General features: G+C 44.4%; 23 protein-coding genes. 7 read left to right on the plus strand and 16 right to left on the minus strand.

The window, feature by feature from the left end:
- Position 1: 1 nt before the first annotated feature.
- From AC0J2F_RS12550 to AC0J2F_RS12595, 10 genes are all read right to left on the minus strand, one after another.
- A complete protein-coding gene (locus tag AC0J2F_RS12550) occupies positions 2–1,498 on the minus strand; it encodes a S10 family peptidase (RefSeq protein ID WP_473007940.1) in 1,497 nt (498 codons plus the stop codon).
- Between the two features lie 10 nt (positions 1,499–1,508).
- On the minus strand, positions 1,509–3,446 hold the full coding sequence (acs, locus tag AC0J2F_RS12555; protein ID WP_473009393.1) for an acetate--CoA ligase: 1,938 nt from the start codon (positions 3,444–3,446) through the stop codon (positions 1,509–1,511).
- A gap of 33 nt (positions 3,447–3,479) precedes the next feature.
- Entirely contained in the window at positions 3,480–5,255 is a 1,776-nt protein-coding gene (locus AC0J2F_RS12560) for a sodium:solute symporter family protein (protein WP_374959623.1), read from the minus strand.
- A gap of 3 nt (positions 5,256–5,258) precedes the next feature.
- A complete protein-coding gene (locus AC0J2F_RS12565; protein ID WP_473007941.1) occupies positions 5,259–5,516 on the minus strand; it encodes a DUF4212 domain-containing protein in 258 nt (85 codons plus the stop codon).
- A gap of 36 nt (positions 5,517–5,552) precedes the next feature.
- Positions 5,553–6,101, minus strand: coding sequence for a YfiT family bacillithiol transferase (locus tag AC0J2F_RS12570; protein WP_473007942.1), 549 nt, complete (start codon positions 6,099–6,101; stop codon positions 5,553–5,555).
- A 4-nt stretch (positions 6,102–6,105) separates the two neighbouring features.
- Complete coding sequence (locus AC0J2F_RS12575) at positions 6,106–7,395, minus strand: cryptochrome/photolyase family protein (RefSeq protein WP_374959620.1); 1,290 nt, start codon at positions 7,393–7,395, stop codon at positions 6,106–6,108.
- A gap of 6 nt (positions 7,396–7,401) precedes the next feature.
- The gene (locus AC0J2F_RS12580; RefSeq protein WP_374959619.1) at positions 7,402–8,190 is read right to left on the minus strand and encodes a class I SAM-dependent methyltransferase; all 789 of its coding nucleotides are present in this window, start codon (positions 8,188–8,190) and stop codon (positions 7,402–7,404) included.
- Between the two features lies 1 nt (position 8,191).
- Positions 8,192–9,097, minus strand: coding sequence for an aldo/keto reductase (locus AC0J2F_RS12585; RefSeq protein ID WP_473007943.1), 906 nt, complete (start codon positions 9,095–9,097; stop codon positions 8,192–8,194).
- 62 nt (positions 9,098–9,159) lie between these two features.
- Positions 9,160–10,077 carry a septum formation inhibitor Maf gene (locus tag AC0J2F_RS12590; protein WP_473007944.1) on the minus strand — a complete coding sequence of 306 codons (918 nt, stop codon included), beginning with the start codon at positions 10,075–10,077 and terminating at the stop codon, positions 9,160–9,162.
- Between the two features lie 46 nt (positions 10,078–10,123).
- Positions 10,124–10,771 (minus strand): alpha/beta hydrolase, encoded by a 648-nt coding sequence (locus AC0J2F_RS12595; protein WP_473007945.1) that lies wholly within the window; start codon positions 10,769–10,771, stop codon positions 10,124–10,126.
- Positions 10,772–10,811: 40 nt separating this feature from the next.
- On the opposite strand from AC0J2F_RS12595, the gene AC0J2F_RS12600 reads away from it, so the two are divergent.
- The 3 genes from AC0J2F_RS12600 (at position 10,812) to menD (ending at position 14,012) form a co-directional block, all read left to right on the plus strand.
- Positions 10,812–11,234, plus strand: a complete 423-nt coding sequence (locus AC0J2F_RS12600; protein WP_087522787.1) for a PaaI family thioesterase — start codon at positions 10,812–10,814, stop codon at positions 11,232–11,234.
- Positions 11,235–11,326: 92 nt separating this feature from the next.
- A complete protein-coding gene (locus AC0J2F_RS12605) occupies positions 11,327–12,313 on the plus strand; it encodes a chorismate-binding protein (protein ID WP_473007946.1) in 987 nt (328 codons plus the stop codon).
- A 1-nt stretch (position 12,314) separates the two neighbouring features.
- Positions 12,315–14,012 carry a 2-succinyl-5-enolpyruvyl-6-hydroxy-3-cyclohexene-1-carboxylic-acid synthase gene (gene menD, locus AC0J2F_RS12610; RefSeq protein ID WP_473007948.1) on the plus strand — a complete coding sequence of 566 codons (1,698 nt, stop codon included), beginning with the start codon at positions 12,315–12,317 and terminating at the stop codon, positions 14,010–14,012.
- Here menD and AC0J2F_RS12615 read toward each other — a convergent pair.
- Positions 13,973–14,401 (minus strand): hypothetical protein, encoded by a 429-nt coding sequence (locus AC0J2F_RS12615; RefSeq protein ID WP_473007949.1) that lies wholly within the window; start codon positions 14,399–14,401, stop codon positions 13,973–13,975. The two genes, menD and AC0J2F_RS12615, sit on opposite strands and share 40 nt — an antisense overlap.
- Positions 14,402–14,491: 90 nt before the next feature.
- Between AC0J2F_RS12615 and AC0J2F_RS12620 the strand changes: the two genes are divergently transcribed.
- Complete coding sequence (locus AC0J2F_RS12620) at positions 14,492–15,319, plus strand: CvfB family protein (RefSeq protein WP_473007950.1); 828 nt, start codon at positions 14,492–14,494, stop codon at positions 15,317–15,319.
- Here the strand turns inward: AC0J2F_RS12620 and AC0J2F_RS12625 are convergent.
- The 3 genes from AC0J2F_RS12625 to AC0J2F_RS12635 all read right to left on the minus strand — a co-directional run bounded on the left by AC0J2F_RS12625 (position 15,312) and on the right by AC0J2F_RS12635 (position 17,486).
- Positions 15,312–15,722, minus strand: coding sequence for a hypothetical protein (locus AC0J2F_RS12625; protein WP_157663386.1), 411 nt, complete (start codon positions 15,720–15,722; stop codon positions 15,312–15,314). The genes AC0J2F_RS12620 and AC0J2F_RS12625 overlap by 8 nt on opposite strands.
- Before the next feature lie 100 nt (positions 15,723–15,822).
- Positions 15,823–16,248, minus strand: coding sequence for a hypothetical protein (locus tag AC0J2F_RS12630; protein WP_473007951.1), 426 nt, complete (start codon positions 16,246–16,248; stop codon positions 15,823–15,825).
- Positions 16,249–16,361: 113 nt separating this feature from the next.
- On the minus strand, positions 16,362–17,486 hold the full coding sequence (locus tag AC0J2F_RS12635; RefSeq protein WP_473007952.1) for a C1 family peptidase: 1,125 nt from the start codon (positions 17,484–17,486) through the stop codon (positions 16,362–16,364).
- A gap of 63 nt (positions 17,487–17,549) precedes the next feature.
- Between AC0J2F_RS12635 and AC0J2F_RS12640 the strand changes: the two genes are divergently transcribed.
- The 3 genes from AC0J2F_RS12640 to AC0J2F_RS12650 all read left to right on the plus strand — a co-directional run bounded on the left by AC0J2F_RS12640 (position 17,550) and on the right by AC0J2F_RS12650 (position 20,446).
- Positions 17,550–18,389: a 1,4-dihydroxy-2-naphthoyl-CoA synthase gene (locus AC0J2F_RS12640; RefSeq protein ID WP_087522779.1), complete on the plus strand. Its 840-nt coding sequence runs from the start codon at positions 17,550–17,552 to the stop codon at positions 18,387–18,389.
- A gap of 252 nt (positions 18,390–18,641) precedes the next feature.
- Positions 18,642–19,610 (plus strand): 3-oxoacyl-ACP synthase III family protein, encoded by a 969-nt coding sequence (locus AC0J2F_RS12645; protein WP_473007953.1) that lies wholly within the window; start codon positions 18,642–18,644, stop codon positions 19,608–19,610.
- Positions 19,611–19,621: 11 nt separating this feature from the next.
- The gene (locus AC0J2F_RS12650; RefSeq protein WP_473007954.1) at positions 19,622–20,446 is read left to right on the plus strand and encodes an SDR family oxidoreductase; all 825 of its coding nucleotides are present in this window, start codon (positions 19,622–19,624) and stop codon (positions 20,444–20,446) included.
- Here AC0J2F_RS12650 and asnB read toward each other — a convergent pair.
- Both asnB and AC0J2F_RS12660 read right to left on the minus strand, forming a co-directional pair.
- Positions 20,443–22,107, minus strand: a complete 1,665-nt coding sequence (gene asnB / locus AC0J2F_RS12655) for an asparagine synthase B (RefSeq protein WP_473007955.1) — start codon at positions 22,105–22,107, stop codon at positions 20,443–20,445. The two genes, AC0J2F_RS12650 and asnB, sit on opposite strands and share 4 nt — an antisense overlap.
- Positions 22,108–22,339: 232 nt before the next feature.
- Positions 22,340–24,751, minus strand: coding sequence for an alpha-ketoacid dehydrogenase subunit alpha/beta (locus AC0J2F_RS12660; protein ID WP_473007956.1), 2,412 nt, complete (start codon positions 24,749–24,751; stop codon positions 22,340–22,342).
- Between the last annotated feature and the right edge of the window lie 102 nt (positions 24,752–24,853).

Here is a 24,853-nt window from a genome sequence, read left to right on the forward strand (position 1 = left end):
TTTAATACTTAGCGGATTTTCCTTTATTCGTTGTCTTTAAAATAAAGGCGCGTAGGTCATTATTGGCAGCCTCTAGATCCTGTCTGCGCAAATACATCATATGCCCAGAGCGATAACCCTTGAACTCAAAACGATCTTTCATTCGACCACTTGGGTCTACCTGCCACATGGTGTATTTCGCATTAAAATAAGTAGTAGCACCGTCATAATAACCAGATTGTACCAAGACGTTCAGATATGGATTTTCTGCCATGGCCTGACGCAACTGATCGCGAACATTATTGTTGCGATTGTCCCAAGGACGCACAGGGCCGAACATATTGTATTTTATATCGGTCTTAAAGTTCAAATGCTCTCTAATGTAATAATTGATAGCCGGGGTAAAGGAATGCAGCCAAGACTGTATCTCCGAGTTATAATCTGGGCGTTCTCCGGCTATGGTCTTGTCCAAACCTAAATAACGTGAATCCAAGCGCCCAACGGTATAACCGCTTTTGTCGCGCAGCAGATCTTTCCAGAAATAGCTGGTTGGAACATCCAGGTTGAGTTCTAATATGGTCTTTTTGCTCAAGCCTGAATAGTAACTCATCTTGGTAGCAATGGCATCTTTTTCTGCCTCGGAGATAAACCCACCTTTGGCCAAGGCTGGCATTAGTTCATCGATAGCAAAGGCTTCTGCTTCTGGCAACACCTCCATTAGATCCTTACTCTGTAATGCAGCAGGCAGTACTTTATGATGCCATGCCGTTGCCGTATAGTAGGGTAAGTTTAATGCTGATTCTACCGGGACATCACTATTGAACACCAAGTAATCTGCAGGAGAGACCATAATTACGCCATTGAGATACATCCATTGTGCACCTTGCAGTTCCTTGGCCAATCCCATCACGCGAGTACCTCCATAACTTTCTCCAATGATGTATTTTGGAGAACGCCAGCGATTGTTGCGGGTTACAAAGGTGTTTAACCAGCCTGCCAAGTATTCTATATCTGCATTGATGCCAAAGAACTTGGATTTATCAACCTCTTTTCCCATCATGGGTATAGTTCTAGAATAGCCTGTATTGGCAGGGTTTACAAAGACAATGTCTGCCACATCCAAAATGGAGAAAGGATTGTCCTGAACGCCATAAGGTTGTACCGGATAGCCTTCTTCGTCGATCTTTAAGGTTTTGGGCCCGGTATAAGCCACGTGCATCCATACTGAGGCCGAACCGGGTCCTCCGTTAAAGGACATAATCAGCGGGCGGGATTCGTTACTACCCACATCGGTACGTTGGTAATAGGTGTAAAATAAACTAGCAATAGGATTTCCGTTCTCGTCCCAAACAGGTTGGGTTCCGGTGGTGGCAGAATAACTTACAGCTTTGCCCATAATGGTGGTCTTGTGATTGGTCACCACCGTGGTGTCAATAGGCAATTCTATTTGCTGCGCACTCAGCTCTGTTATAAAAAAGAGGGTGCAAATTGCTACTAAGAGTTGTTTGGTTGTTTGCATAGTGTTGGAATTAAAGTCGATTTTCAATTAGGTGTTCTACTATATCTGGGTTAAGCAGGGTAGAAGTGTCGCCTAAATTATCTAGTTCGTTATAAGCGATTTTGCGCAGTATGCGCCTCATGATCTTTCCAGACCTTGTTTTGGGCAGCCCTGGAGTAAACTGGATCTTGTCCAATTTAGCAATTGGACCGATATGTTCTGTAATGATCTGATTGATCTCTTTTTTAAGATTCTCTGTATTGCGATCTGCCCCGGTCTCTTTGAGTATCACGTAGCCGTATAGGGCATTTCCTTTTACATCATGCGGAAATCCGACTATGGCCGATTCTGCCACTGCCGGGTGCTCGTTAATGGCGTCTTCTATCGGTGCTGTCCCTAAATTGTGGCCAGAAACTATGATCACATCGTCCACCCTTCCGGTGATTCGGTAGTAGCCTACTTCGTCTCTCAAGGCGCCATCCCCCGTAAAATAATAGCCGGGAAACGCAGAAAAATAAGTGTCTTTATAACGCTGATGATCGCCCCAAATACTGCGCGCTATAGAAGGCCAGGGCTGAGCAATGCAAAGCCGTCCTTGGGCGCTGTTGTTTTCTATAGGGTTGCCAGTTTCGTCCATAAGTACTGGGCGGATCCCTGGCAATGGCAAGGTGGCGTAGGTGGGTTTGGTTGGAGTCAAAAACGGAATGGGCGAGATAAGTATGCCACCAGTCTCGGTTTGCCACCAAGTGTCTACAATAGGGCAGCTTTTGTCTCCAATATTATCGTTATACCAATGCCAAGCTTCTTCGTTTATGGGCTCTCCTACAGTTCCTAAAACCTTAAGAGAACTCAGGTCGTGTTTTTTAGTGTGCTCTAAACTTTCTTTGGCCAATGCGCGTATGGCCGTTGGCGCTGTGTAGAACTGATTCACGCGGTGTTTCGCAACTACCTCCCAAAAACGGTCGTAGTCTGGATAAGAGGGAACGCCTTCAAACATAACTGTTGTAGCACCATTGGCCAGTGGGCCATAAACGATATAGCTGTGGCCTGTTATCCAACCAATATCCGCAGTACACCAATACACATCGCCATTTTTATATTGAAAAACGTTCTTAAAGGTATAGGCGGTATAGACCATATATCCACCACAACTGTGCAACATACCTTTGGGTTTTCCGGTAGAACCAGAGGTGTAGAGTATGAATAGCGGATCTTCCGCATCCATGATCTCTGGCTTGCAGTCGGAAGCTGCTTTTTCCATAAGAGGTGCAAGCCAATAATCTCTACCTGCTTCCATATGAACAGGATTCTCCGTACGCTTGGCCACTAGCACACTTTTAATGCTCGGACACTGCTGTAGCGCCTCATCTACGATAGCCTTCAGGTCTAAGGTCTTTTGTCCTCGATAGCTTCCATCCGAAGTAACAACTATATTGCACGAACAGTCGTTGATACGGGTCGCCAAGGCTGTCGATGAAAACCCGGCAAATACCACCGAATGAATGGCGCCAATACGTGCACAGGCCAAAACCGCATAGGTCAATTCGGGTATCATGGGCATGTAGATACAAACTCTATCACCTTTTTTAACACCTTGATTTTTGAGTACATTTGCCAGCTTGCATACCTTTTCGTGCAATTGGTTGTAAGTGATATGTGCTGCGGATTCTTGAGGGTCGTTGGGTTCAAAGATAATGGCCGTCTGCTCGCCTCTGGTAAGCAAATGTCTATCGATGCAATTCTCGGTTATATTGAGTTGCGCCCCTTGAAACCATTTAATCTCGGGTTTGTCAAAATCCCACTCACAAACGCTAGTCCAGGGTTTGCGCCACAAAAAATGCTCTTCTGCAATCTCACCCCAAAACACTTCGGGCTTACTTATGGATTTACGGTAATTGACAAAGTATTCTTCTAAAGACTTGAGATGATAAGTACTCATGTGCTGTTTAAATTGGACGCGTTTGCAAATAGCTGTTTAAAAATACAAACTAATTGCCAAATTCTAGTGTTTCTGAGCGGCAGTTGCGTCGGATGGAATTCGTATGTCACTAACCAATTTGCGGATAGCTTGAGGTGGGGCCGGTGTTAGCCTAGATACCACCAAAGAGACTATAATATTCACACCCATTGCAATAGATCCAAAACCTTCTGGAGAAATTCCCCACCACCAGGCACTGGTGGGTAAGGGGTCAAAGGTCCAAATGAGTCCCGTCTTGTATCGGATCATATAGAAAAGCATTAGACTCACCCCAATGATCATACCTGCAAGGGCACCTTCTTTGTTCATGCGCTTATCAAATATACCCAGCACTATGGCCGGGAAGAATGAGGCTGCAGCCAGGCCAAAGGCCAGGGCAACCACCGCAGCTACGAACCCTGGTGGATAGATCCCAAATAGCCCTGCAATAAGAACTGCTACTAACATACTAGCTCGGGCTAGTAACAATTCGCCCTTATCGGTTAAGTTTGGTCTGAGCTGCTTTTTTACTAGATCATGAGAGACAGAAGTACTGATCACTAGAAGTAAGCCTGCTGCTGTACTTAAAGCTGCTGCGAGTCCTCCGGCAGCCACAAGAGCCACCACCCAGTTGGGTAAATTTGCAATCTCCGGATTGGCCAAGACCATGATGTCTCTATCTACATAGAGTTCGTTCTCGTTAGTGGAAGCATTGCTAATAAGTCTTTCTCCATAACTGCCTCTAGCTTCTGTAAACTCTGGAGACTTAGTTGTTAAGGCGTTTCCAGCACGATATTGTATAAGCCCGTCTTGATTCTTGTCGCTCCAGGCAATGAGCCCGGTATTCTCCCAATTCGTAAACCAATCTGGAACTGTTGTGTAAGGCTGTTCGTTCACGGTCTGTATCATATTGGTACGCGCAAAAACTGCAACCGCAGGAGCTGTGGTGTAAAGGATAGCTATAAACAAAAGGGCTAATCCTGCAGATTTGCGTGCATCCTTTACTTTGGGTACGGTAAAGAATCGCACAATAACATGAGGCAAGCCTGCAGTACCGGCCATTAAGGCTAAGGTGATCAGAAAGACATCGGCCTTAGATTTGCTGCCGTCTGTATATTCTTTAAAACCCAATTGAGTGTGGAGTTCGTCCAATTGATGCAACAGATAAGTGCCGTCTGGGAGCTGGCTACCCATACCTATTTGCGGTATAGGAGAACCTGTCATCTGAAAGGAGATAAAAAAGGCAGGCACCATAAAGGCGAAGATCAGGACGCAATATTGAGCCACCTGCGTATACGTTATTCCTTTCATACCTCCTAAAAAGGCAAACACCAATACTACGGCCATTCCAATTACGACTCCCCATACTATATCGACCTGAAGGAACTGTGAAAAAACGATACCCACACCCCGCATTTGTCCAGCGACATAGGTAAAAGAGACCAACAACGCACAGATTACGGCAACTGTTCTCGCCGCATTGGAGTAATAGCGGTCTCCAATAAAATCTGGAACTGTGAATTTGCCAAACTTTCTCAGGTAGGGCGCCAAAAGGAGTGCGAGCAATACATAACCTCCTGTCCAGCCCATAAGGTAGACCGAGCCGTCATATCCCATAAAAGAGATGATGCCAGCCATAGAAATGAAAGAGGCTGCGCTCATCCAATCCGCAGCTGTGGCCATGCCATTGGCCAAAGGAGAAACTCCCCCGCCAGCTACATAGAACTCTTTGGTAGATCCTGCTCTTGCCCAAATGGCAATGCCAAAATAAAGCGCAAAGCTAACTCCAACCAATATCCAAGTCCAGGTTTGTACACTCATGGTTTAATCGTCAAATCCGTATTTCTTATCCAAACGATTCATAAGGGCTACGTACACAAAGATCAGGATCACAAATACGTAGATAGACCCTTGTTGGGCAAACCAAAAACCGAGTTTAAACCCGCCAATCTGATATTGATCTAAAAAGTCCTTAAAGAGAATTCCACAACCATAAGAAACTATAAACCAGATCAGCAGTAAGATGCTGAGGTACTTGAGGTTGGTGCGCCAATAGCGCTGTTTTTGGGTTGGTTGTGGCATAATTAGCAGTCCAAAAGGTACTAATTCTGCGCCGACCTACAAGTTGGAAAAATCATTTTTGTAGTCCAAGGCCTGCTGAATGTGTGCCAGGTGATGTCGGCAATGCCAATCATAATGCCCTAAAGCTTCTCCAAGCGGGACCAAGGCTTGCTGTTCCGGATGAAAATAAGAACGTTCAAAATCTCGAGGGGTCAGCTTACTGAGGCAGCTGTACCAGCGCGCATGGATTCCTTCTAGCATCTTCATGCTTGCGCTAAGGTCGTCGTCGGTGGCATCCGCAAATGTTGCCCAAAGTGCTTCTTTATAAGGTTTTATAACAGGATTGTCCTCGGTCAAGGCCAGTTTAAAACGCGTCAGGGCATTCATGTGAGAATCTGCACAGTGATGCACCACCTGTTTTATGTTCCAGCCTTCTGGTCTATAGATATAGGCTAGTTCCGCAGGCGACAGCTCTTTGACCAGATCGTTCACATGCCAGGCAAAGTCTCTAATGGTCACGATCCAATCCGCATAATTGACCATATTGATCTTTTCTGGTAACTGGTCCTGACCAATAGGGTATCGCAATTGTTCCAAGGTATTCATAGGCTTAGTTTAAAGCTTCTTTATAAGTTTCAATGGCGCGTTCTCGGGCCATTTTATGTTCTACCATAGGCTGCGGATAGTCGTCCGATTTATATTCTGGCACCCAGGTTTCAATATATTCTCGTTGCTTGTCGAACTTATCGATCTGCGTAGTCGGGTTAAAGACTCTAAAATAGGGAGCGGCATCGCAACCGGTTCCGGCTGCCCATTGCCAGTTTCCATTGTTACTCGCCAGTTCATAGTCCAATAGTTTTTCTGCAAAATAAGCCTCGCCCCAACGCCAATCAATAAGTAAATGTTTACACAAGAAGCCTGCAGTGATCATACGGACTCGATTGTGCATATAGCCCGTATTGTTCAATTCGCGCATGCCCGCATCTACCATGGGGTAACCTGTATTGCCTTCGCACCACTTTTTGAATTCCTCTTTATTGTTGCGCCAAGGTACAGCATCGTATTTCTCTCTAAAGTTATTGTTGACCACCTTGGGAAAGTGATACAGGATCTGCATAAAGAACTCCCGCCATATAAGTTCACTTAAAAAGGTCTCTTCTTCATCTTTAACGTCTTGCACCAAGGTTCTAATACCGACAGTTCCAAAGCGCAGATGAGGTCCGAGGCGGCTAGTCCCGTCTTTGGCTGGGAAGTTTCTAGTGTCCTTGTAGTTAGGAACCACATCCAGATCGTAGTCTGGGACTTCAATATTAGAAGGCTTAATATTCAAGGATTCCTTAGTTGGGAACTCCTGCTCAAAGACAACAAAGCTGCTAGCTTCCACTTCTGGGTAGGCCTGATGATCTGCCGGTTTGAACTGTTCCAACCATTTGTTCTTAAAAGGCGTGTAAACCACATATGGGTCTCCGTCGTCTTTTAGTACCTCTTGTGGTTCAAAGATCACCTGGTCTTTGTATCTATGGAATTCAATTCCGGTTTCTTTGGCCCAATCTGCTACGGCTTTGTCGCGTTTTCTGGCATAGGGCTCGTAATCTCGATTGGTGTGAATAGTGGTTATATTGAATTCTTTGCTTAGTTCTTTGAGAACGTCCAAGGGATTCCCTTTGCGAATACAGAACCCGGCATCATTACTGCGGAGTTTGTAATGCAGTCTTTTAAGAGAATCGTAGATAAAGTTAACCCGTGCATCATCTTCTGGGAGTTCTTCCAAGATGTTCTCGTCAAATATAAAAAGGGGTAAAATTTTCAGTTCTCCCTCCGCAGCTGCGTATAGACCTGCATTGTCGGTCAATCGCAGATCTCTCCGAAACCAGAATACAGCAATTTTTTCGTTCTTCATAACAACTTATTTTTTAATGCACTTAAGGGCGTACACAAGCGGAATTTTATTCTCAAAAGGTTTCAATTGAAACTTTCCTGGAGCAATTTCTTTGGTGTGGGCAAAACAGTCATAAGGCGAATAGTCGAACTCTTGAAAACATTCCAGCGTTAAATTTTGGTTCAAAAGTGCTGTCAAAACATCGCTTATGGGGTGGTTCCAGGTCACATAATCTGCTGCAAAGTCGTCGGCGCCGTCGGTATAGGTTCCGGTAGCGAATTCTGTTATTGGGCCGTCATTGAAATAGTTGTACTTTACCCCAGTAAAATCATCATCGTACATCCAAACGACCGGATGAAACTCCGCCATAACAAAAGAGCCTCCAGGTTTTAAGAATTGTCCGACCACCGCCGCCCATTTGTCCATATCTGGTAGCCAACCTATGGTGCCGTAACTGGTAAAGACCATATCGAATGCTCGATCTAAATGTTTTGGCAGCTCATATACATCGCAGCAGATAAATTCAGCGTCCAATTGGAGTTTTGTATTAAGCTCCTCGGCTTTGGCTATAGCGGCATCAGAAAGATCCACTCCCGTAACCTTAGCGCCCATACGGGCTAAGGAAAGACTGTCTTGTCCAAAATGACACTGCAAATGCAATATTGATTTGCCATTTAGCTCGCCCAACAAGTCCAGCTCAATGGAATTCAAGGAGTTCTTGCCCTTGAGAAATGCAGGCAGGTCGTAAAAATCCGATGTTATATGAACAGCGGTGCGTTTATTCCAACTGATCTTATTTATGTCTTTATAATCCATTTTATGGTACCTCGTGGCCTAAGGTTGCTTGGTAGATCTTAAACCACTCTTGGTCTGTTAATTGGATCGATTGTGCGTGAACAGCATCTTTAATTCGGGCTATTTTTCCGCTCCCAACTATAGGCATTATCCCCACTGGATGCTTTAGCAACCAAGCATACATAATAGTCGCGATGTCTGTCTCTCTTTGATTGGCTAAAGCGTGGATCACTTCTAGCAACGGCATACGATCTTTGTTTGCTGCAGAGAAGAGTTTTCCTCCTGCCAAGGGCGACCACGCCATAGGATGCATACGCTTTTCTAATTGGTAGTCAATATTGCCATTGTCAAAATGTTCCAAACAGTTAACAGAGATCTCTATTTGATTGGTCACTAAGGGCTGTTCCAGATAGGACTGCAGGGTAGCGGTTTGCTGCGGCGTAAAATTCGAGACTCCAAAATAACGAACCTTCCCACTCTGGTGCAGCGAGCTAAAGGCCCTTGCTACTTCACTAGGGTCATAGAGTGGAGATGGCCTATGCAAGAGCAATACATCCAAATAGTCTGTTTGTAGATTCTTTAAGGACTGTTCTGCACTACGCACAATATGGTCATAGCTTAGGTCGTAATATTTTACTTCGCGATCGGGGTATTTTTCAGAAAGGAGTTTGATGCCGCATTTGCTCACCAATTCTATCTGCTCACGCAGGCTAGAACGCCCTTCCAAGGCCTTTCCAAAAATCGCCTCACACTCGTAATCTCCGTAAATGTCCGCGTGGTCAATGGTGGTAACGCCAAGGTCTAATCCTTCTTGGATCAGGGATATGATCTGCTCGTTACCATAGTCCCAGTCGGTAAGTCTCCAATAGCCGTGAACAAAGGTAGAGAAGCTGAGGTCTGGCGTGAGTTGTATTCTGCTTGATTGCATTTTAATGATTTTATTTTTCCAATGTTGGAGTCCGGTTCAATAGATATTAATTCTTGATGTACTTACTTAAGTCCTAAGGTATCTCTAAGGCCACTATCATTGTTGCTATTGCGGCGCCAGTAGTCAGAGCGTATGCTTTTGATAAGCCTAGCGCTGGTAGTAATTAATTCGTTGCTGCCAAATCCTTTCGGATGTGTCTCTTCCCAGTTCATTATGCGATGTGGAAAGGTAGTTTGATAGTTGATGGTTAAACTTCTCTTGAGTTCCGGATAATTAAGGGTATAGGTGCTTAAGCTGTCGGTAGTGGTCACCGTGGCATTTGCCTTATAGGCTCCAGCTTTTACATGCTTTAAACGCAAATAGAAAAAACTGGGGATGATATCAAGCTCTCCTGTAGGCAGATTGTCTGGCTGTAAACGGATCTTGGCCCAGATATCATCTTCCAAGAGTGTCTTGGGTAATTCAAGCCCTGAAACACTTTCGCCTTCAAAGTAAGAGTTTACATTTACCTCAAAGCTGTCGTTATTGCGAAGTTCCATATAGACATGACCGCACCATTCCTGCACCGATGTAGCGATCTTTAAGGCGTGTTGTCCGTCTTCAAAAGGAAAAAAGCTGCTATTTATCATCGAATAAGGATAGATCCCTGTATTGAAGTTCTTGGTGAAATTTAGTTTGAGCACGGTGGGATCTGCTGCGGATGGGTTATCGGCTTTGGTAAAACTGCTTTTAGAGAATGGCTCTGTCACGAATATCATGGCCGCTTGGCCTTCTCTGAGTTCCCCATATCGCGCCTGCGAGAGTGCGTAGCTCGATATTTCTGCTGTGCCGTTAAACCAATATTCCTTGTATTCCTGAGAGGGAGTATATTTAAATGCTGCGGATGGCGCAGGTGTATTGTCGTTGGTAATACTTGCTTGCTCTTCTGTACAAGCGGCCAATAAAAAACAGCTGAAAAGGAAAATAAAAAACAGTCTCATAGGGCAAATGGTTTTGTCCAGAGCTGCATGGAAATCCGTCTAGTCTCTAGCTCTTATTGGCTAAATCGTTCAGTATTCCGGTATGCACCTCGTGGGTTCCTTCAAAGGTACGAATGCGCAAGCGGTTGTCAAAGAGACTTTCTCCTCTTTGTTTCTGATCTAAAAGTTTTTCCGGAGTGATATATTGGTCTTTGTCGCCATAGATATAGTATACCGGTGTACTGGGATCCAGATAGACAAAATCCACTGCTTTTAACTCAATAGGGATTCCCCCAGAATGGAGCACCAACATTTTGGGCTGTATCTTTCTGCTAGCCATCCAACGGCAAACAATAGAGACACCTTGGGAGTAACCCATCAGGATCAATCGAGCAGGGTCCAATGCCTCTGCCTCAAATACTGCGTCGATATACTGCAAAACATTTTGTGTCTCTGCCGCTGTGTCTTCTCTGGTAAGCCAACTGGCACCTACATGTTTAAAGTCTGGGCCTTGATAGTATTTACTAGGAGCCTGAGGGGCTACGATATAATTGGACTGCTGGTCCATTGTTTTGAAATACTTTAAAAAATAGCGGCTCAAATAGCCCATGCCATGAAAGGCAAACCAGTGATTTAAGGTGTTTTCGCTCTTGTTATTAAGGGTTTCGTAACTGTTGGAATTTTGGTAAATAACGCGCTTGGTTGCGGTGTTCATCTGCGTCCTATTTTATATCTTTACAAAGAAAACGATTCGTATGCAGTATACCAAAGAAGAACTTTTAGCGCGTTGCAATCAAATGTGCAAGAACACGCTTATGGAGACTTTGGATATTGAGTTCGTGGACTATGACGAGCATTCTATAACCGCCAAAATGCCAGTGAATCCGAGAGTACATCAGCCAGATGGTGTCTTGCATGGTGGCGCCACAGTAGCTTTAGCAGAAAGTGTAGGTAGCGCTGCTGCCTTTATTTTCTTGGCTGCGGAGAATGTCCAGGTGCGCGGAATCGAGATAGCTGCCAATCACGTCAAATCGATTCGAGAAGGGGAGGTCTTTGCCAAGGCAGAGATCATGCATAAGGGAAGAACCACACAATTGTGGCAGATTCGAATTACAGACCATTTAAATAATTTAATCTCACTTGTAAAACTAACAACGCTAACCCTATACCAGGACTAACCATGGATTTTTCAGATTTTACTCCCCAAGTTGAATCGCATTTTAAAAACAACCTTCCTTTTGTAATATATAACCAACCCAATAGTCTCCAGGTGCACGCGCTGCTCCAGCAAACGCCTACGCAACACTTGGTGAAGAATCTCAGCCGAACAGGTTTTATCTTTATTCCATTTAACTCCAAGAATCGAGCACTGTTGATTCCAGATGAGCATTCGGTGCAATTAGAAACAAACCTCTCAGAAGATTATTTTGAAACGCTAGCAACGGCTACCGATACGCAAGAAGTTCCTGTCGTTACTACTAACTACGAAAGTATGATAGGGGAAGCTATCGCAACCATTGAGAAGGGCAATATGCTTAAGGTTGTTTGTAGTAGGAAGGAGATTGTCTCTGGGACTTTTGATCCGATCGCTCTATTTCTAGGAACACTCAAGCATTATAAAGATGCTTTTGTATATGCCTTTTATCACCCGAAAGTGGGCTTTTGGATTGGCGCCACACCAGAAACCTTTATCAAGGTAGACGGAACCACATTTAAGACTATGGCCTTGGCCGGTACCCAGAAGGTCTTTCCAGACACCCATCCGCAGTGGACACCAAAAGAGATCAACGAACAGAGCCTTGTAACGCAGGCCATAACTGAAAGTCTAGAATCGCTCGCCAAAGTTATTGTAGTGTCTAAGACCTATAACAAACAAGCTGGCTTGCTCTGGCATATCTGCAACGACATATCCGGAACCCTAAAGAACAAAAAAGAAATGCTGCATCGGGTTTTGGATGCTTTGCATCCTACGCCTGCTGTTTGTGGCTTGCCTCGTAACAAGGCCAAGAATTTTATAAATAAATACGAAGATTACGACCGGGAATATTATACCGGTTATTTAGGTCGGGTTACTTCTGGTTTAAATACCCAACTATACGTAAATTTGCGGTGTATGAAAATTACGGACCAGGCGGCCGAAATTTTTGTGGGAGGAGGTATCACAGAAGACTCCAATATCTTTGATGAATGGGTAGAAACTGTGAACAAGGCCGAGACCATGAAACAGATTTTGCGTTTGCCGGTTGCCTCCCAATGAGATGAGCCAAAAACCTGAAACCGAAATATACCCTGAGATTCCACTAGCACAGTTGACTGTTGCAGCTTGTAAAGGGCATGGTATTTCGAGAATAGTCATCTCTCCTGGTTCCAGAAATGCACCTTTAACACTCGGGTTTACACGAGATTCCTTTTTTGACTGCTATTCTATAGTCGATGAGCGAGTTGCGGCCTTTTTTGCCTTGGGAATGGCTCAGCAAACTGGAACTCCTGTGGCTATAGTTTGTACTTCGGGTTCTGCAGTACTCAATTATTTTCCTGCTGTAGCAGAGGCCTATTACAGTCAGATTCCCTTGGTGGTACTTTCTGCAGATAGACCACCGCATAAGATAGATATTGGCGATGGACAGACCATAAAGCAAGCCGGTGTATTTGGGCAACATGTTGGATATGCAGCAAATTGTATCGCTGACTGCGGAGCCGACTCACCGAATTTTGATTTTTTTGATCAGGCCTTGAATACGGCTTGGTCTCAGCGCTTGCCGGTGCATTTGAATCTGCCTTTCGAAGAGCCTTTGTATAACTTGAGCTCCCAGGCTCAAATACAATATACCAAACCGAATACCACAACAAAGCCTGCTGAGCTGGCCTTAAGCGCAGCGCAATTGGAAGTTTTTAATACTGCGGAGCGCATTATGGTGCTCAGTGGTGTTATGGATCCCGATGTTATAGAATCAGGTTTGTTGGATACTTTCTTGGAAGATCCAAGGGTATTGATGCTTACGGAGACCACCTCTAATTTGCATCATCCTAAACTGATCACGGGAATAGATCAGCTTATCGCGGCCATGACACCAGAAGAGTTTGAAAGTTTACAGCCCGATCTGCTGATAAGTTTTGGTGGTATGGTGGTTTCTAAGAAGATCAAAGCATTTTTGCGACAGTATGCTCCAAAAACTCATTGGCATGTGGATCCTTTGCGCGCCTATGACACTTTCTTTGTGCTTAGCGAGCATATAGCTCATTCAGTGAATGATTTTTTAAAGGCCTTGCCTAAATCCGAAGTAAAAAAGGCCAACTATCAAACGCATTGGCTGAGGGAGCGAGATGCCCGTAGAGCAGGGCATAGGAGCTATTTAGAGCGAATAGCCTTTTCCGATCTAACCGTCTACGATGCTGTTTTTAAAGCATTGCCTGAGTCGTGTATACTGCATATTGCCAATAGTGCAGCCATTAGATATGCGCAACTTTTTGAGCTACCATCAGCTGTTGCCGTTTATTGCAATCGTGGAACTAGCGGTATAGACGGATCTACCAGCACGGCAATTGGAGCGGCAGTTGTGGCAGATAAGGCGGTGACTTTTATAAGCGGAGATCTGAGCTTTTTCTACGACAGCAACGCCCTGTGGAACGCCTATACTCCAAACAATTTTAAAGTTGTTTTGGTGAACAATCAAGGGGGTGGGATCTTTAGGATCTTGCCGGGTGATAAGCATCATCCAGATTTTAGTACCTATTTTGAGACTGTTCACGGTTTGAGCGCAGAAAAATTGTGTGCACTTTATGGTTGGGAGTATTATGCTGCGAACGATCAGGAAAGTTTAGAAAGACAATTAGCGGGCGAGTTTTCTCGAGATGATAAACCTGCACTCCTGGAGGTAACTACCCCAAGAACCTTAAATGATGAACTATTGTTGGATTATTTTAAGTCGGTCAAATCGCCTTCCAAAATCCGTTGACCCCACTCACAAGCAGTTTTTACACTATCAAAAACGGCAAATGCCTTGGAGTAGAATTTAGACTCTAACATAGCATTGGCCGCACTTACCGCATCTGTGGTCACTATGGCGATTCCTTTAAGATTTGGTACGCGTTCTAAGTATTTGTAGTCGTTAGGCTGAACAGAGTAAGAATTTACGCGATTAGAGATCAGTGTAAATGGATTGGTTCCAATGTGCTTCATGCATTCCATTAGCAATTGTATGCCTGTAACATAAGACACGTTAACGCCTTCGTTAAACTCAGTGATTACGACGCCGTCATAAAAATAGACGTTGCCTATAGCGGAGTACTGGACGTGATTAGGAGAACGTCCATCCTCGAAATGTTGGGGAGGGGTGAGATTCATATTGTGGTCTAAAAATAAATAAAGCTAAGCATCGGTACAAATTAAGTTTCATTGTTTTTGGCATTGGTCTAAATTGTACCTTTGCCGCCTATGGAATTAGGCAGATACAACACCCTGGAAATCATACGAGAAACGGACCCTGGTCTCTATTTGGCAGACCAAGAGGGCAACGAAGTTCTCTTGCCCCACAAATACAAGCCAGAGACCTACAAGGAAGGCGATGCAATCGAAGTCTTTGTGTATCGTGATAATGAGGCTCGATTGATAGCGACTACGCTTAAGCCCAAGGCTGAGGTTGGAGAATTCGCTTACCTGCGATGCAGTCAGCAAACCAATCACGGAGCTTTTATGGAGTGGGGTATAGAAAAGGATCTCTTTGTGCCTTTTAAAGAACAAGCCAGAAAGATGACTCCAGGGAGCTGGTATACGGTCTATATCTACATCGACCCGAAGACAGAGCGCTTGGTGGGCTCCTCTAAGACTAAGAAGTATTTGTCTAACGATAATGTCGAGCTTAATAAATACGATAAGGTGGATATTTTAATTACCCACATCACCGAGCGCGGAGCCAATGCGATTGTAAATGGCAAGCACGATGGTCTTATCTATATCGAGAATATCTTTGAGGATATTAGAAGCGGCGATAGGTTACCGGCTTATGTAAAAAAGATACGTCCAGACAATAAGATAGACCTGCTCTTACAGCCAGAAGGTTTTCGTAGTATTGCTCCAAATGCAGATTATCTCTTAGAAGAACTTGAAATGGCCGGAGGCTTTCTCGCTTTAACGGACAAGAGTGATCCGGAGCAGATCAAGGAATTGCTCGGTATGAGTAAAAAGAGTTTTAAAAAGGCTCTTGGTACCTTGTACAAGGCTCGAAAAGTTAAGATAGAAGAAGACGGAATAAGTCTTATCTAAAAATTCGACTAGAACGGTAAGGCGCACATCGCCAACAAATACCCACTGGAGGACAAGGACTCAAGAACTGTAAACCGCGCATGTCCTTATAAGCAATATTTCTAACCTTAGATTGTCCGTCGTCTGCATAAGGACTTTGCACTGTGAACCCGTATGATTTTACCCGAATTGGGCGCAGCTCCATGGCTCGCTTTTGCTGTTGGTTCGACTTGTCTATGGCCGCAGACATATCCACAGGTTCCCAAAATGAACCCACACTAGTGTCAAAATTCAAGGGGGTTAACGGATAAGAGCCAGTATAGACAAAATTGTATTCTTCTGAAAATATATCTGGTTGATCTGCCAAGACCAAAGCACCAAAATCTATGGTAAAGCTGTCCTTTTCTTGAGCCTGCAGTTGCATGCTCAAAAGGCTTAGTAGAAAGATAATATAGGTTCTTTTCAATAGCATTTTACGCTAGCTAAAATAGCAAAAATCGAACCAAAAATTACTTAGCACTATGTTAAGGCCTGTATTTGACTAGGGCTTGGTCCTGTAGCAAAAGCGCATCCAGCGCATGAAGCAATTGCTTATGAGCAACAATTGGAATAGGGGCGAAAAGCGACTCTAGTTCTAAATGGCTTTTGCTCGGACTATCATAAAACACAACATGGTAAGACCTCATGGTAGGTAAAAGCTCCAAGAACCATTTGAGGTCAATAGGGCTAATGCTGTAGTCGTGAATTCTATTGGAAATATAATGGAAACGCTGATTTTCAGTGTAGAACTGAGAAATTGCAAAGACTATCTCATCCGCAGCCTCTCTATTGCACAAAGAGCCTTCGTGCATTTGAGATATGACGAATTCGTCAAAGAAGTATAGATCGGTACAATTTAAATTGACCTCACATTTACAAAATTTGTATATAACTGATCTTTCAACCCGCATCCTTAGGAATTTTGGGCAAAATTACGCTCATTTACTATGCTTGCATAATAAATTAAGTCTCAGAATCAAGGTTTTAGATAAACGGTAAAAATTAACGCTGAACTACATAAGTGTTAGAGCATCAGCTTTTTAGCAATGCTTTTCGGTAAGGCATCACGGTGAATCATAACACTAATGGATTTTAGTCGCATATAAGATTCCGAGAAGTAAACATAACCTCCAAAGGCGGTTCGGTCTTCTGCGGTTCCCCAACTGTTCTTAACCTTGTAATAGCGATTCCCTTGTTGATCTTTGACCAGACCCGTTATATGCATCAGGTGATCGTCTGTGGTACTGTAGCTTTCAAATCGTGCCTGTCGTAGGTCTTGATCTATCTCGAGTTCCGGGTAAATAGCGGTCCAGGCCTTCGGTGTAAGACTGCTGTCTTCTGGTACAATCGCAACTCCATTTTTTGAAGAAAATCCACGTTCACTCACATCGCAATCTAAAGAGATGGTATAGCCCTTTGCAAGGGCTTGGTCAATTACTTCCATAAATTCATCCAAGGGTAGATTGTAAAAACTTCCGTTGGAGAAATTATCTGGTATGTTCAGAATGCCTTGTTTGTAATAAGGTAGGTGGGTAAAAGATGTAATACTCACATAATCTTCGGGAATTAAGCCTGTCATTGCTAAAAATGACTGCGGATTGTAACTCTTCCCTTCGTAGTTGAACTGTTGAGGGATCTCACCGAGATATACATCCAAGACCTTGCTAACAGCCAACTGCCAATTTGGGCTTAGTTCGCGCCCTGGGTTTTCAATATAGGTATCTAACATGGCCTTTACCACAGCAACCATTTCGGCATGATTGTGTTTGTCTGCTCCAGCTTCAAGACCTGTATAGACTTGATTCGGAACCAAACCGTGATCTCTCATGGAATTGATCACGTCATGCGCTAAGCCGCCTTCACTGAATTGCGCTTTGCCTTGTCGCATCACGTAATTCCAAGCTTTTTTAGGATAGGTGTTTCGCACATTGTACATCTCTGACAGATCGATGTTCATGCCGCTTATTCTCATAATCTCAGACTCTAGAAAGGAAGAGGTAGAGAAACTCCAACAAGTTCCTGTGATGCCTTGGCTAATAACCGGAGTCGTCTCCAGGTCGATTACGGTAGTGAATTTATAAGGTTCTTGAGAGTGTCCTTTAAAAAGGAAACTACAGGCAAAAACAATAGCTAAAAATATACGGTTCATAGCAGTGGATGATTTAGAAAAGCTCCCATAAAAAAGCCTTATTTTTACACGAAAATAGTGAATATGTCTAAAGCAAATTGGATCACAGCTAAAACCTATACCGATATCACCTATAAAAAGTGTGATGGCGTCGCGCGAATTGCCTTTAACCGTCCTGAAGTTCGCAATGCGTTCCGCCCAAAAACAACCAGCGAGCTGCTGGATGCCTTTCACGATGCGCAAGAAGACACATCTATTGGAGTGGTATTGCTCAGTGCAGAAGGTCCCTCTCCTAAAGATGGTGTTTACAGTTTTTGTAGTGGGGGAGATCAGAAAGCTAGAGGCCATCAGGGATATGTAGGAGAAGATGGCTATCATCGTTTGAATATACTAGAGGTTCAGCGTCTTATCCGCTTTATGCCTAAGGCGGTAATTGCCGTTGTTCCCGGTTGGGCTGTTGGTGGTGGTCACAGCCTACATGTGGTGTGTGATATGACCTTGGCCAGCAAAGAACACGCTATTTTTAAACAAACTGATGCAGATGTGACCAGCTTTGACGGTGGCTACGGATCGGCGTATTTAGCTAAGATGGTCGGGCAGAAAAAAGCAAGGGAGATCTTTTTCTTGGGTCGAAATTATTCTGCGGACGAGGCCTTTCAAATGGGAATGGTCAATGCTGTTGTTCCTCATGATGAATTAGAGGACACCGCCTTTGAGTGGGCACAAGAGATCTTGGCCAAATCGCCAACCTCAATTAAGATGCTCAAATTTGCGATGAACCTTACAGACGACGGTATGGTTGGGCAACAAGTATTTGCTGGCGAAGCCACGCGTTTGGCCTATATGACAGAAGAGGCTAAAGAAGGTCGTGATGCTTTCTTAGAAAAACGCAAGCCTAACTTTGATAAAAAATGGTTACCGTAAGCTTGTTTTGAGCTTTTCTTTAAAGAATTAACATCGAAATTGCGAATTCTTTACCTACTAAAACGATTTCGTTGCGAATATTGCATTGAAAGATTTTCAATTTATTGGCTTAATTCTTCTTTTTCATAACATATTTTTTAAAAACTCACAGTCTTATTGCAAGATTGATAATCCTTTGCATTTTCTTGGCAATTGCCCTTGCCGCATGTTCTAAAATGCCCACTTTTAGAGCTTATAATTTTTTCAGATTTTATGCGAGCTTATATCAAGGGTACTGGATCATACACACCGGCCAAGGTGGTCCCCAACAGTTTTTTTGAAGCAGTAGGTTCTTCGGACGAATGGATCTACAAACGTTTAGGAATTAAAGAACGTCGTGTTGTAAGCGATGAAACCACGAGCGATCTGGCAACTGAGGCAGCCAAGCGGGCATTAGCAGATGCTGGTTTGGTTCCAATGGATCTGGATCTAATAGTAGTAGCAACAGCAACTCCAGACAGGCCCGCGCCTTCTTGTGCGTGCTTTGTACAAGAAAAATTAGGGGCTTTTGGTGCCGTGGCCTTCGATATCTCCGCAGTATGCTCCGGAGCACTTTTTGCCATGGCAACTGGTGCGCAATACATTAACTCTGGAATGTTCAAGCGTGTTATGGTTATCGGTGCAGATACCTTTTCTAACATCACCGATTGGAACCGCCGCGACTCCGTCTTCTTTGGCGACGGAGCTGGAGCTATTATTCTAGAGGCTACAGAAGAAGACAAAGGCTTTGTGGACTTTTTGTTACATACTGACGGACGAGGAAAGGACGGGTTCACGGTTTATGCTGGCGGATCAGAACAACCTTCTTCTCAAGAAACACTTTCCAGTGGTGGGCACTACTTTACTATGGATGGCAAGGCAGTCTATGAGACGGCCACTGCTGTTGTGCCACAAAGTATAGAGACCTTGCTCAATCGCAATAAAATAAAGGTGAATGAGCTGCGCTATATGTTACCGCATCAGCCTAGTATTGGAATCCTCAAGACTATCGCACAAAAAATAGGATTGCCTTTTGAAAAGGTAAAGACCAATATGGATAAATACGCCAACACTTCTGGCGGTACCATACCTATTGTATTGGACGAAACACTCAAGAGTGACCCACCCGCAACTGGCGATTATTTACTTTTCGCGGCAGTGGGTGCTGGCTGGACTTGGGGTACAGCTTTATATAAATGGTAAACCGAATGAATATGTTAGCAGGAAAGACTTTTTTAATTACAGGAATTGCAGACGAGCAGTCCTTGGCCATGTATACGGCCAAAGAAATCATTAAGAACGGAGGTAAGGTTATATGTACGGCCCTGGGTGTAAGTAAGCACCATAGTGAACTTTCTGAACGAGCTAAGGCTTATTTGAACAAGAATTTCTCAGATTTTCAAGACTCCGTACACAGCGCTTTGGGGCAAGATGTAATGACCGCTGTGCTCGATGTAACACTAGAGGAGAACGTGGCCGATTTTGCTGCGGAGCTTAAGGCTAAAGGCATAGCTCTGGACGGTTTGTTACACGCCATTGCCATGGATAAGACCATCAGGAACAAACAAGTAAAACCACTTTTAGAGGTGACACGTGATGAATTTTGCGATACCATAGACGTTTCTGCCTACTCGCTTATTCGGTTGACACATTACCTTTTACATGCTGATGTCTTGCAGCGCGGCGCTTCAATTTGTTCTATCAGTTATATTGCCGCTGAGAAAGTGACCTTCCATCCCTACAGAAATATGAGTATCGCTAAGGCGGCGCTAGAAAGAATCACCGTTGAATTGGCAGATGAGCTAGGCCGTAGCCACGCCATGCGTGTCAATGCCGTCCGTTTCTCTCCCTACATGGGAAGTAAGGCCGGCACGGCTACTTTGATGCCTGAGGATGTTTCCACTTCAGATAGAATGAGCCCCCTGGGGAATGCTACTCCAGAGGACTTGGCTAAAGAGATTGTGCATTTGTTCCGTCCAGATGTCCGCATCACCGGAGAGATCAGACATGTAGATGGCGGGTATCACGTTACTGGCTAGTAAGCCTGTTCGTGCACATTGGCTACGGCACGGCCACTAGGGTCATTCTGGTTTTTAAAGCTTTCATCCCACTCAAGAGCAACAGGTGAACTGCAGGCCACAGAAGGTACAGATGGCACGCTCCAAGCTGCCGTTTCACTGGGGAAGTGCTCTTCAAAAATACTGCGGTAATAGAATTCTTCTTTAGAGGTTGGAGGTTGTACCGGGAATCTAAAGTGAGCATTCTCTAACTGTTCATCGCTCACCAGTTCTTCCACTTGTGCCTTTAATGTATCTATCCAGTTATAACCCACGCCATCGCTGAACTGTTCTTTCTGCCTCCAAGCCACTTCTTGCGGTAGCATGTCTTCAAAAGCCTTGCGCAGGATCCATTTTTCAATGCGTCCTTCTTTGATCATTTTGTCTTCTGGGTTTAAGCGCATGGCCACATCCATAAACTCTTTGTCTAAGAAAGGAACCCGGCCTTCAATTCCCCAAGCAGCTAAGGATTTGTTTGCACGCAGGCAATCGTATTGGTGTAGGGTACTTAATTTTCTAACGGTCTCTTTGTGGAATTCCTCTGCGTTAGGTGCTTTATGGAAATACAAATAACCCCCAAAGATCTCGTCACTACCTTCTCCAGAGAGCACCATTTTTATCCCCATAGCTTTGATTGCTCGCGCCATCAAATACATCGGCGTTGATGCACGTACTGTGGTGATATCATAGGTCTCTAAATGGTAGATCACATCGCGAATAGCATCTAAACCTTCTTGTATGGTGAACTTTATTTCGTGATGTACGGTATCTAGATGATCTGCCACTTTCTGCGCGGCAGTCAGATCCGGAGATCCTTCTAGGCCAATGGCAAAAGAGTGCAATTGTGGCCACCAGGCAGCCTCTTGGTCACCAGATTCTATGCGCTTGTCTGCATAGCGTTTCGCTAGGGCAGAGGTTATAGAAGAATCCAAACCTCCAGAAAGTAGCACTCCGTAAGGAACATCAGACATCAGTTGGCGGTGAACTGCGGCGTCTAATGCTTCGCGCAATTCCGTTATGCTACTTTGGTTGTCGTTCACTGCTTGGTAGTCCATCCAATCTCTGGTGTACCACTTTTTGAGTTCTCCGTCCTTGCTGTAGAGATAATGTCCGGGAGGGAACAATTCGATCTTGGTACAAACCCCTTCTAAGGCTTTAAGTTCTGAGGCGACATAGAATGTTCCGTCCTTGTCCCAGCCCATATAAAGCGGGATAATTCCCATATGATCTCTGGCAATCAGGTAAGCATCCTGCTCCACATCATACAGTGCAAAACCAAACATTCCGTTCAGATCGTCAATGAAATCAGCTCCTTTCTCCTTATACAAGGCCAAGATCACTTCACAGTCCGATTTGGTCTGAAAATTATAGCTGTCTTGGAATTGTGTGCGCCAATACTGATGATTATAGATCTCTCCGTTTGCAGCTAATACTAATTTCTTGTCTTCGCTAAATAGCGGTTGTTTTCCAGAGGTTGGGTCAACGATTGCCAGACGTTCGTGGGCCATGATAGCCTTTGGATGATCGTAGATACCGCTCCAGTCTGGGCCGCGATGCCTAAGGCATTTGGCCATGGTTAATAGTTGAGGCCGCAGTTGTTCTGCTGGCTGCTTAAGGTCGAAGGCGCATACAATTCCACACATGATTTCTAAAGTTTAGTTTAATTCATAAAAAAAGCCCGTCAAGTACAAAAACCTGACGGGCAATATCTTAGCGACAAGTTTCTGCTAGGGCATCCTGTTATTGTTATTATTATTGAAATTGAAAGTTGCCATATGGTCTAACTTAACCTGTCTGTGATTTACTGATGTAAATGTTTGAATAATTTTTTTAAAATCAAAATCTGAGGTCCAAATTTCCTCACAGGAAAAACCCTTAAAGTTTTGGAAACTCCTCTGGATTCGCCTCATGCATGATGCTGTAAACTTTTTCAAAAATATCTTCTGCGGATGGTTTTGAGAAGTAATCACCGTCAGATCCATAGGCGGGTCTGTGGGCTTGAGCTGCCAAAGTTTGCGGTTTACTGTCTAGGTATTGCCAAACATCTTGCTTTTCTAAGATCTCTTGTAATAAATAAGCGGAAGTTCCCCCTGGCATATCTTCATCTACCACCAGTAAGCGATTGGTTTTAGCTACACTTTTGGCCACGTCTTGGTTCAGATCGAACGGCAAGAGCGATTGCGCGTCGATCACCTCAGCATCAATACCAACTTGTAAGAGTGATTTTGCTGCCTGCTCCACCAAGCGCAGCGTTGAGCCGTAAGAGACCAAGGTTATGTCATTACCTTCTTTTACCGTTTCCACAACACCGATCGGAGTTCTGAATTCGCCTAAATTGCTTGGCATTTTCTCTTTTAAACGATAGCCGTTCAGGCATTCTACAATAAGACCTGGTTCGTCACTTTCTAAGAGGGTATTATAAAAACCAGCTGCTTTGGTCATGTTACGTGGCACCAAAATGTACATGCCTCGTAAGAGATGGATCAAGGCAGCCATTTGAGATCCACTGTGCCAGATCCCTTCCAAGCGGTGTCCGCGTGTTCTAACAATGAGCGGAGCTTTCTGGGTTCCGTGTGTGCGGTATCGCACTGTTGCCAGATCGTCACTCATAATTTGGATACAATACAAGATATAATCCAGATATTGGATCTCCGCTATAGGGCGCAAGCCACGCATGGCCATCCCGATTCCTTGCCCCAGAATGGTAGCCTCGCGGATTCCCGCATCAGCAACTCGCAAAGCGCCAAATTTCTCCTGCAATCCTTCTAGACCCTGGTTCACATCGCCAATTTGGCCACTGTCTTCTCCAAAGATCAAGGTCTCCGGTTTGGTCTTAAAAATGTGTTCAAAGTTGTCTCTAAGCACGACACGACCATCCACTTCTTCCGGAGTGTTGTCATAAACAGGAAGTACTTCTTTAATGGCAGTAGCCTTGCCTTCGTGTTCGCTGTATAGGTGTGAACTGTATTTGGGCTGGATGCGAGCCTTATAATGGCTGATCCATTGCTGCAGTTTTGTTTTTGCTTCGGATTGCTCTCCGACCAAGTACGGCAAAACACTACGTGTTGCCTTTAAAATGTCGCTTCTAAAAGGCTCGGTATTGGCTGCTAATTGCTCACGGATAGGCTTAATAAAACTGCCATTAGCACTAGCGGCTTCAACAGCAGCTAATAGATCAAGCGCCTCTTTTTGTTCTTGAAGCTGGCCTTGCAGATAAGCATTCCAGGCAGCCTTTTTGCCGTCTCGAACCTCTTTTTTAATTGTCTTTTCTAGGGTGTCCAGATCTTCTTCTGTGGCTATGTTGTTGGCCAACATCCACTCGCGCATTTTCAGATTACAGTCGTGTTCTTGTTCCCATTGAAGGCGCTCTGGAGATTTATAACGTTCGTGCGATCCGCTGGTGGAGTGTCCTTGAGGTTGAGTCAATTCCTGTACGTGGATAAGCACAGGTACATGCTCTTCTTTGGCGAGCTTTGCTGCTTGTTGGTAGGTATTGATCAGTTCGGCATAATCCCATCCTTTAACGGTCATGATCTCATAACCGTCTTCTTCGCTATTGCGCTGGAACCCGCTCAATACGGCCGATATGTTTTCTTTAGTGGTCTGGTCTTTAGCGTGTACCGAAATTCCGTATTCGTCATCCCACACACTTACAACCATGGGTACTTGCAGCACTCCTGCAGCATTGATGGTCTCCCAAAAGTGTCCTTCGCTGGTAGAGGCATTACCTATGGTTCCCCAGGCGACTTCATCGCCACCTTTGGAGAATTGCGTGTGTCCGGAGAGTTCTGGTACATTTCTAAATATCTTTGAAGCCTGTGCTAGACCTAGCAGTCTTGGCATTTGACTGGCCGTTGGAGAAACGTCAGAGCTACTGTTCTTTTGATCTGTTAGTCGTTTCCACTGACCATTAGCGTCTACACTGTGGGTAGCAAAGTGACCGCCCATTTGCCTACCGGCAGACATTGGGTCATGTTCCAGATCGGTATGTGCATAAAGGCCTGCAAAGAATTGTTGGATACTCAAAGCGCCAATTGCCATCATAAAAGTTTGGTCACGGTAGTAACCACTGCGCCAATCGCCGTTCTTAAAGGCCTTTGCCCAAGCCAGCTGTGGAACTTCTTTTCCGTCTCCAAATATGCCGAATTTGGCCTTTCCGGTAAGCACCTCTCTACGTCCTAACAAACTGCATTCGCGACTGGTTACGGCAATGCGATAGTCATTAAGTACCTGGGCCTTAAAATCTTCAAAGCTGATCTCGGTTTCTGATTGCGGATGTGTTTGCATAAAGGGAATCGGTTTTCGCAGTGACAAAATTAGCGAAAATAGCTCGATTTGGCAATAGCTGAAGATAGTCAAATATTAACAAATTCACATTATAAATCTAAT

It is taken from the genome of Gilvibacter sp. CC01 (assembly GCF_055755295.1).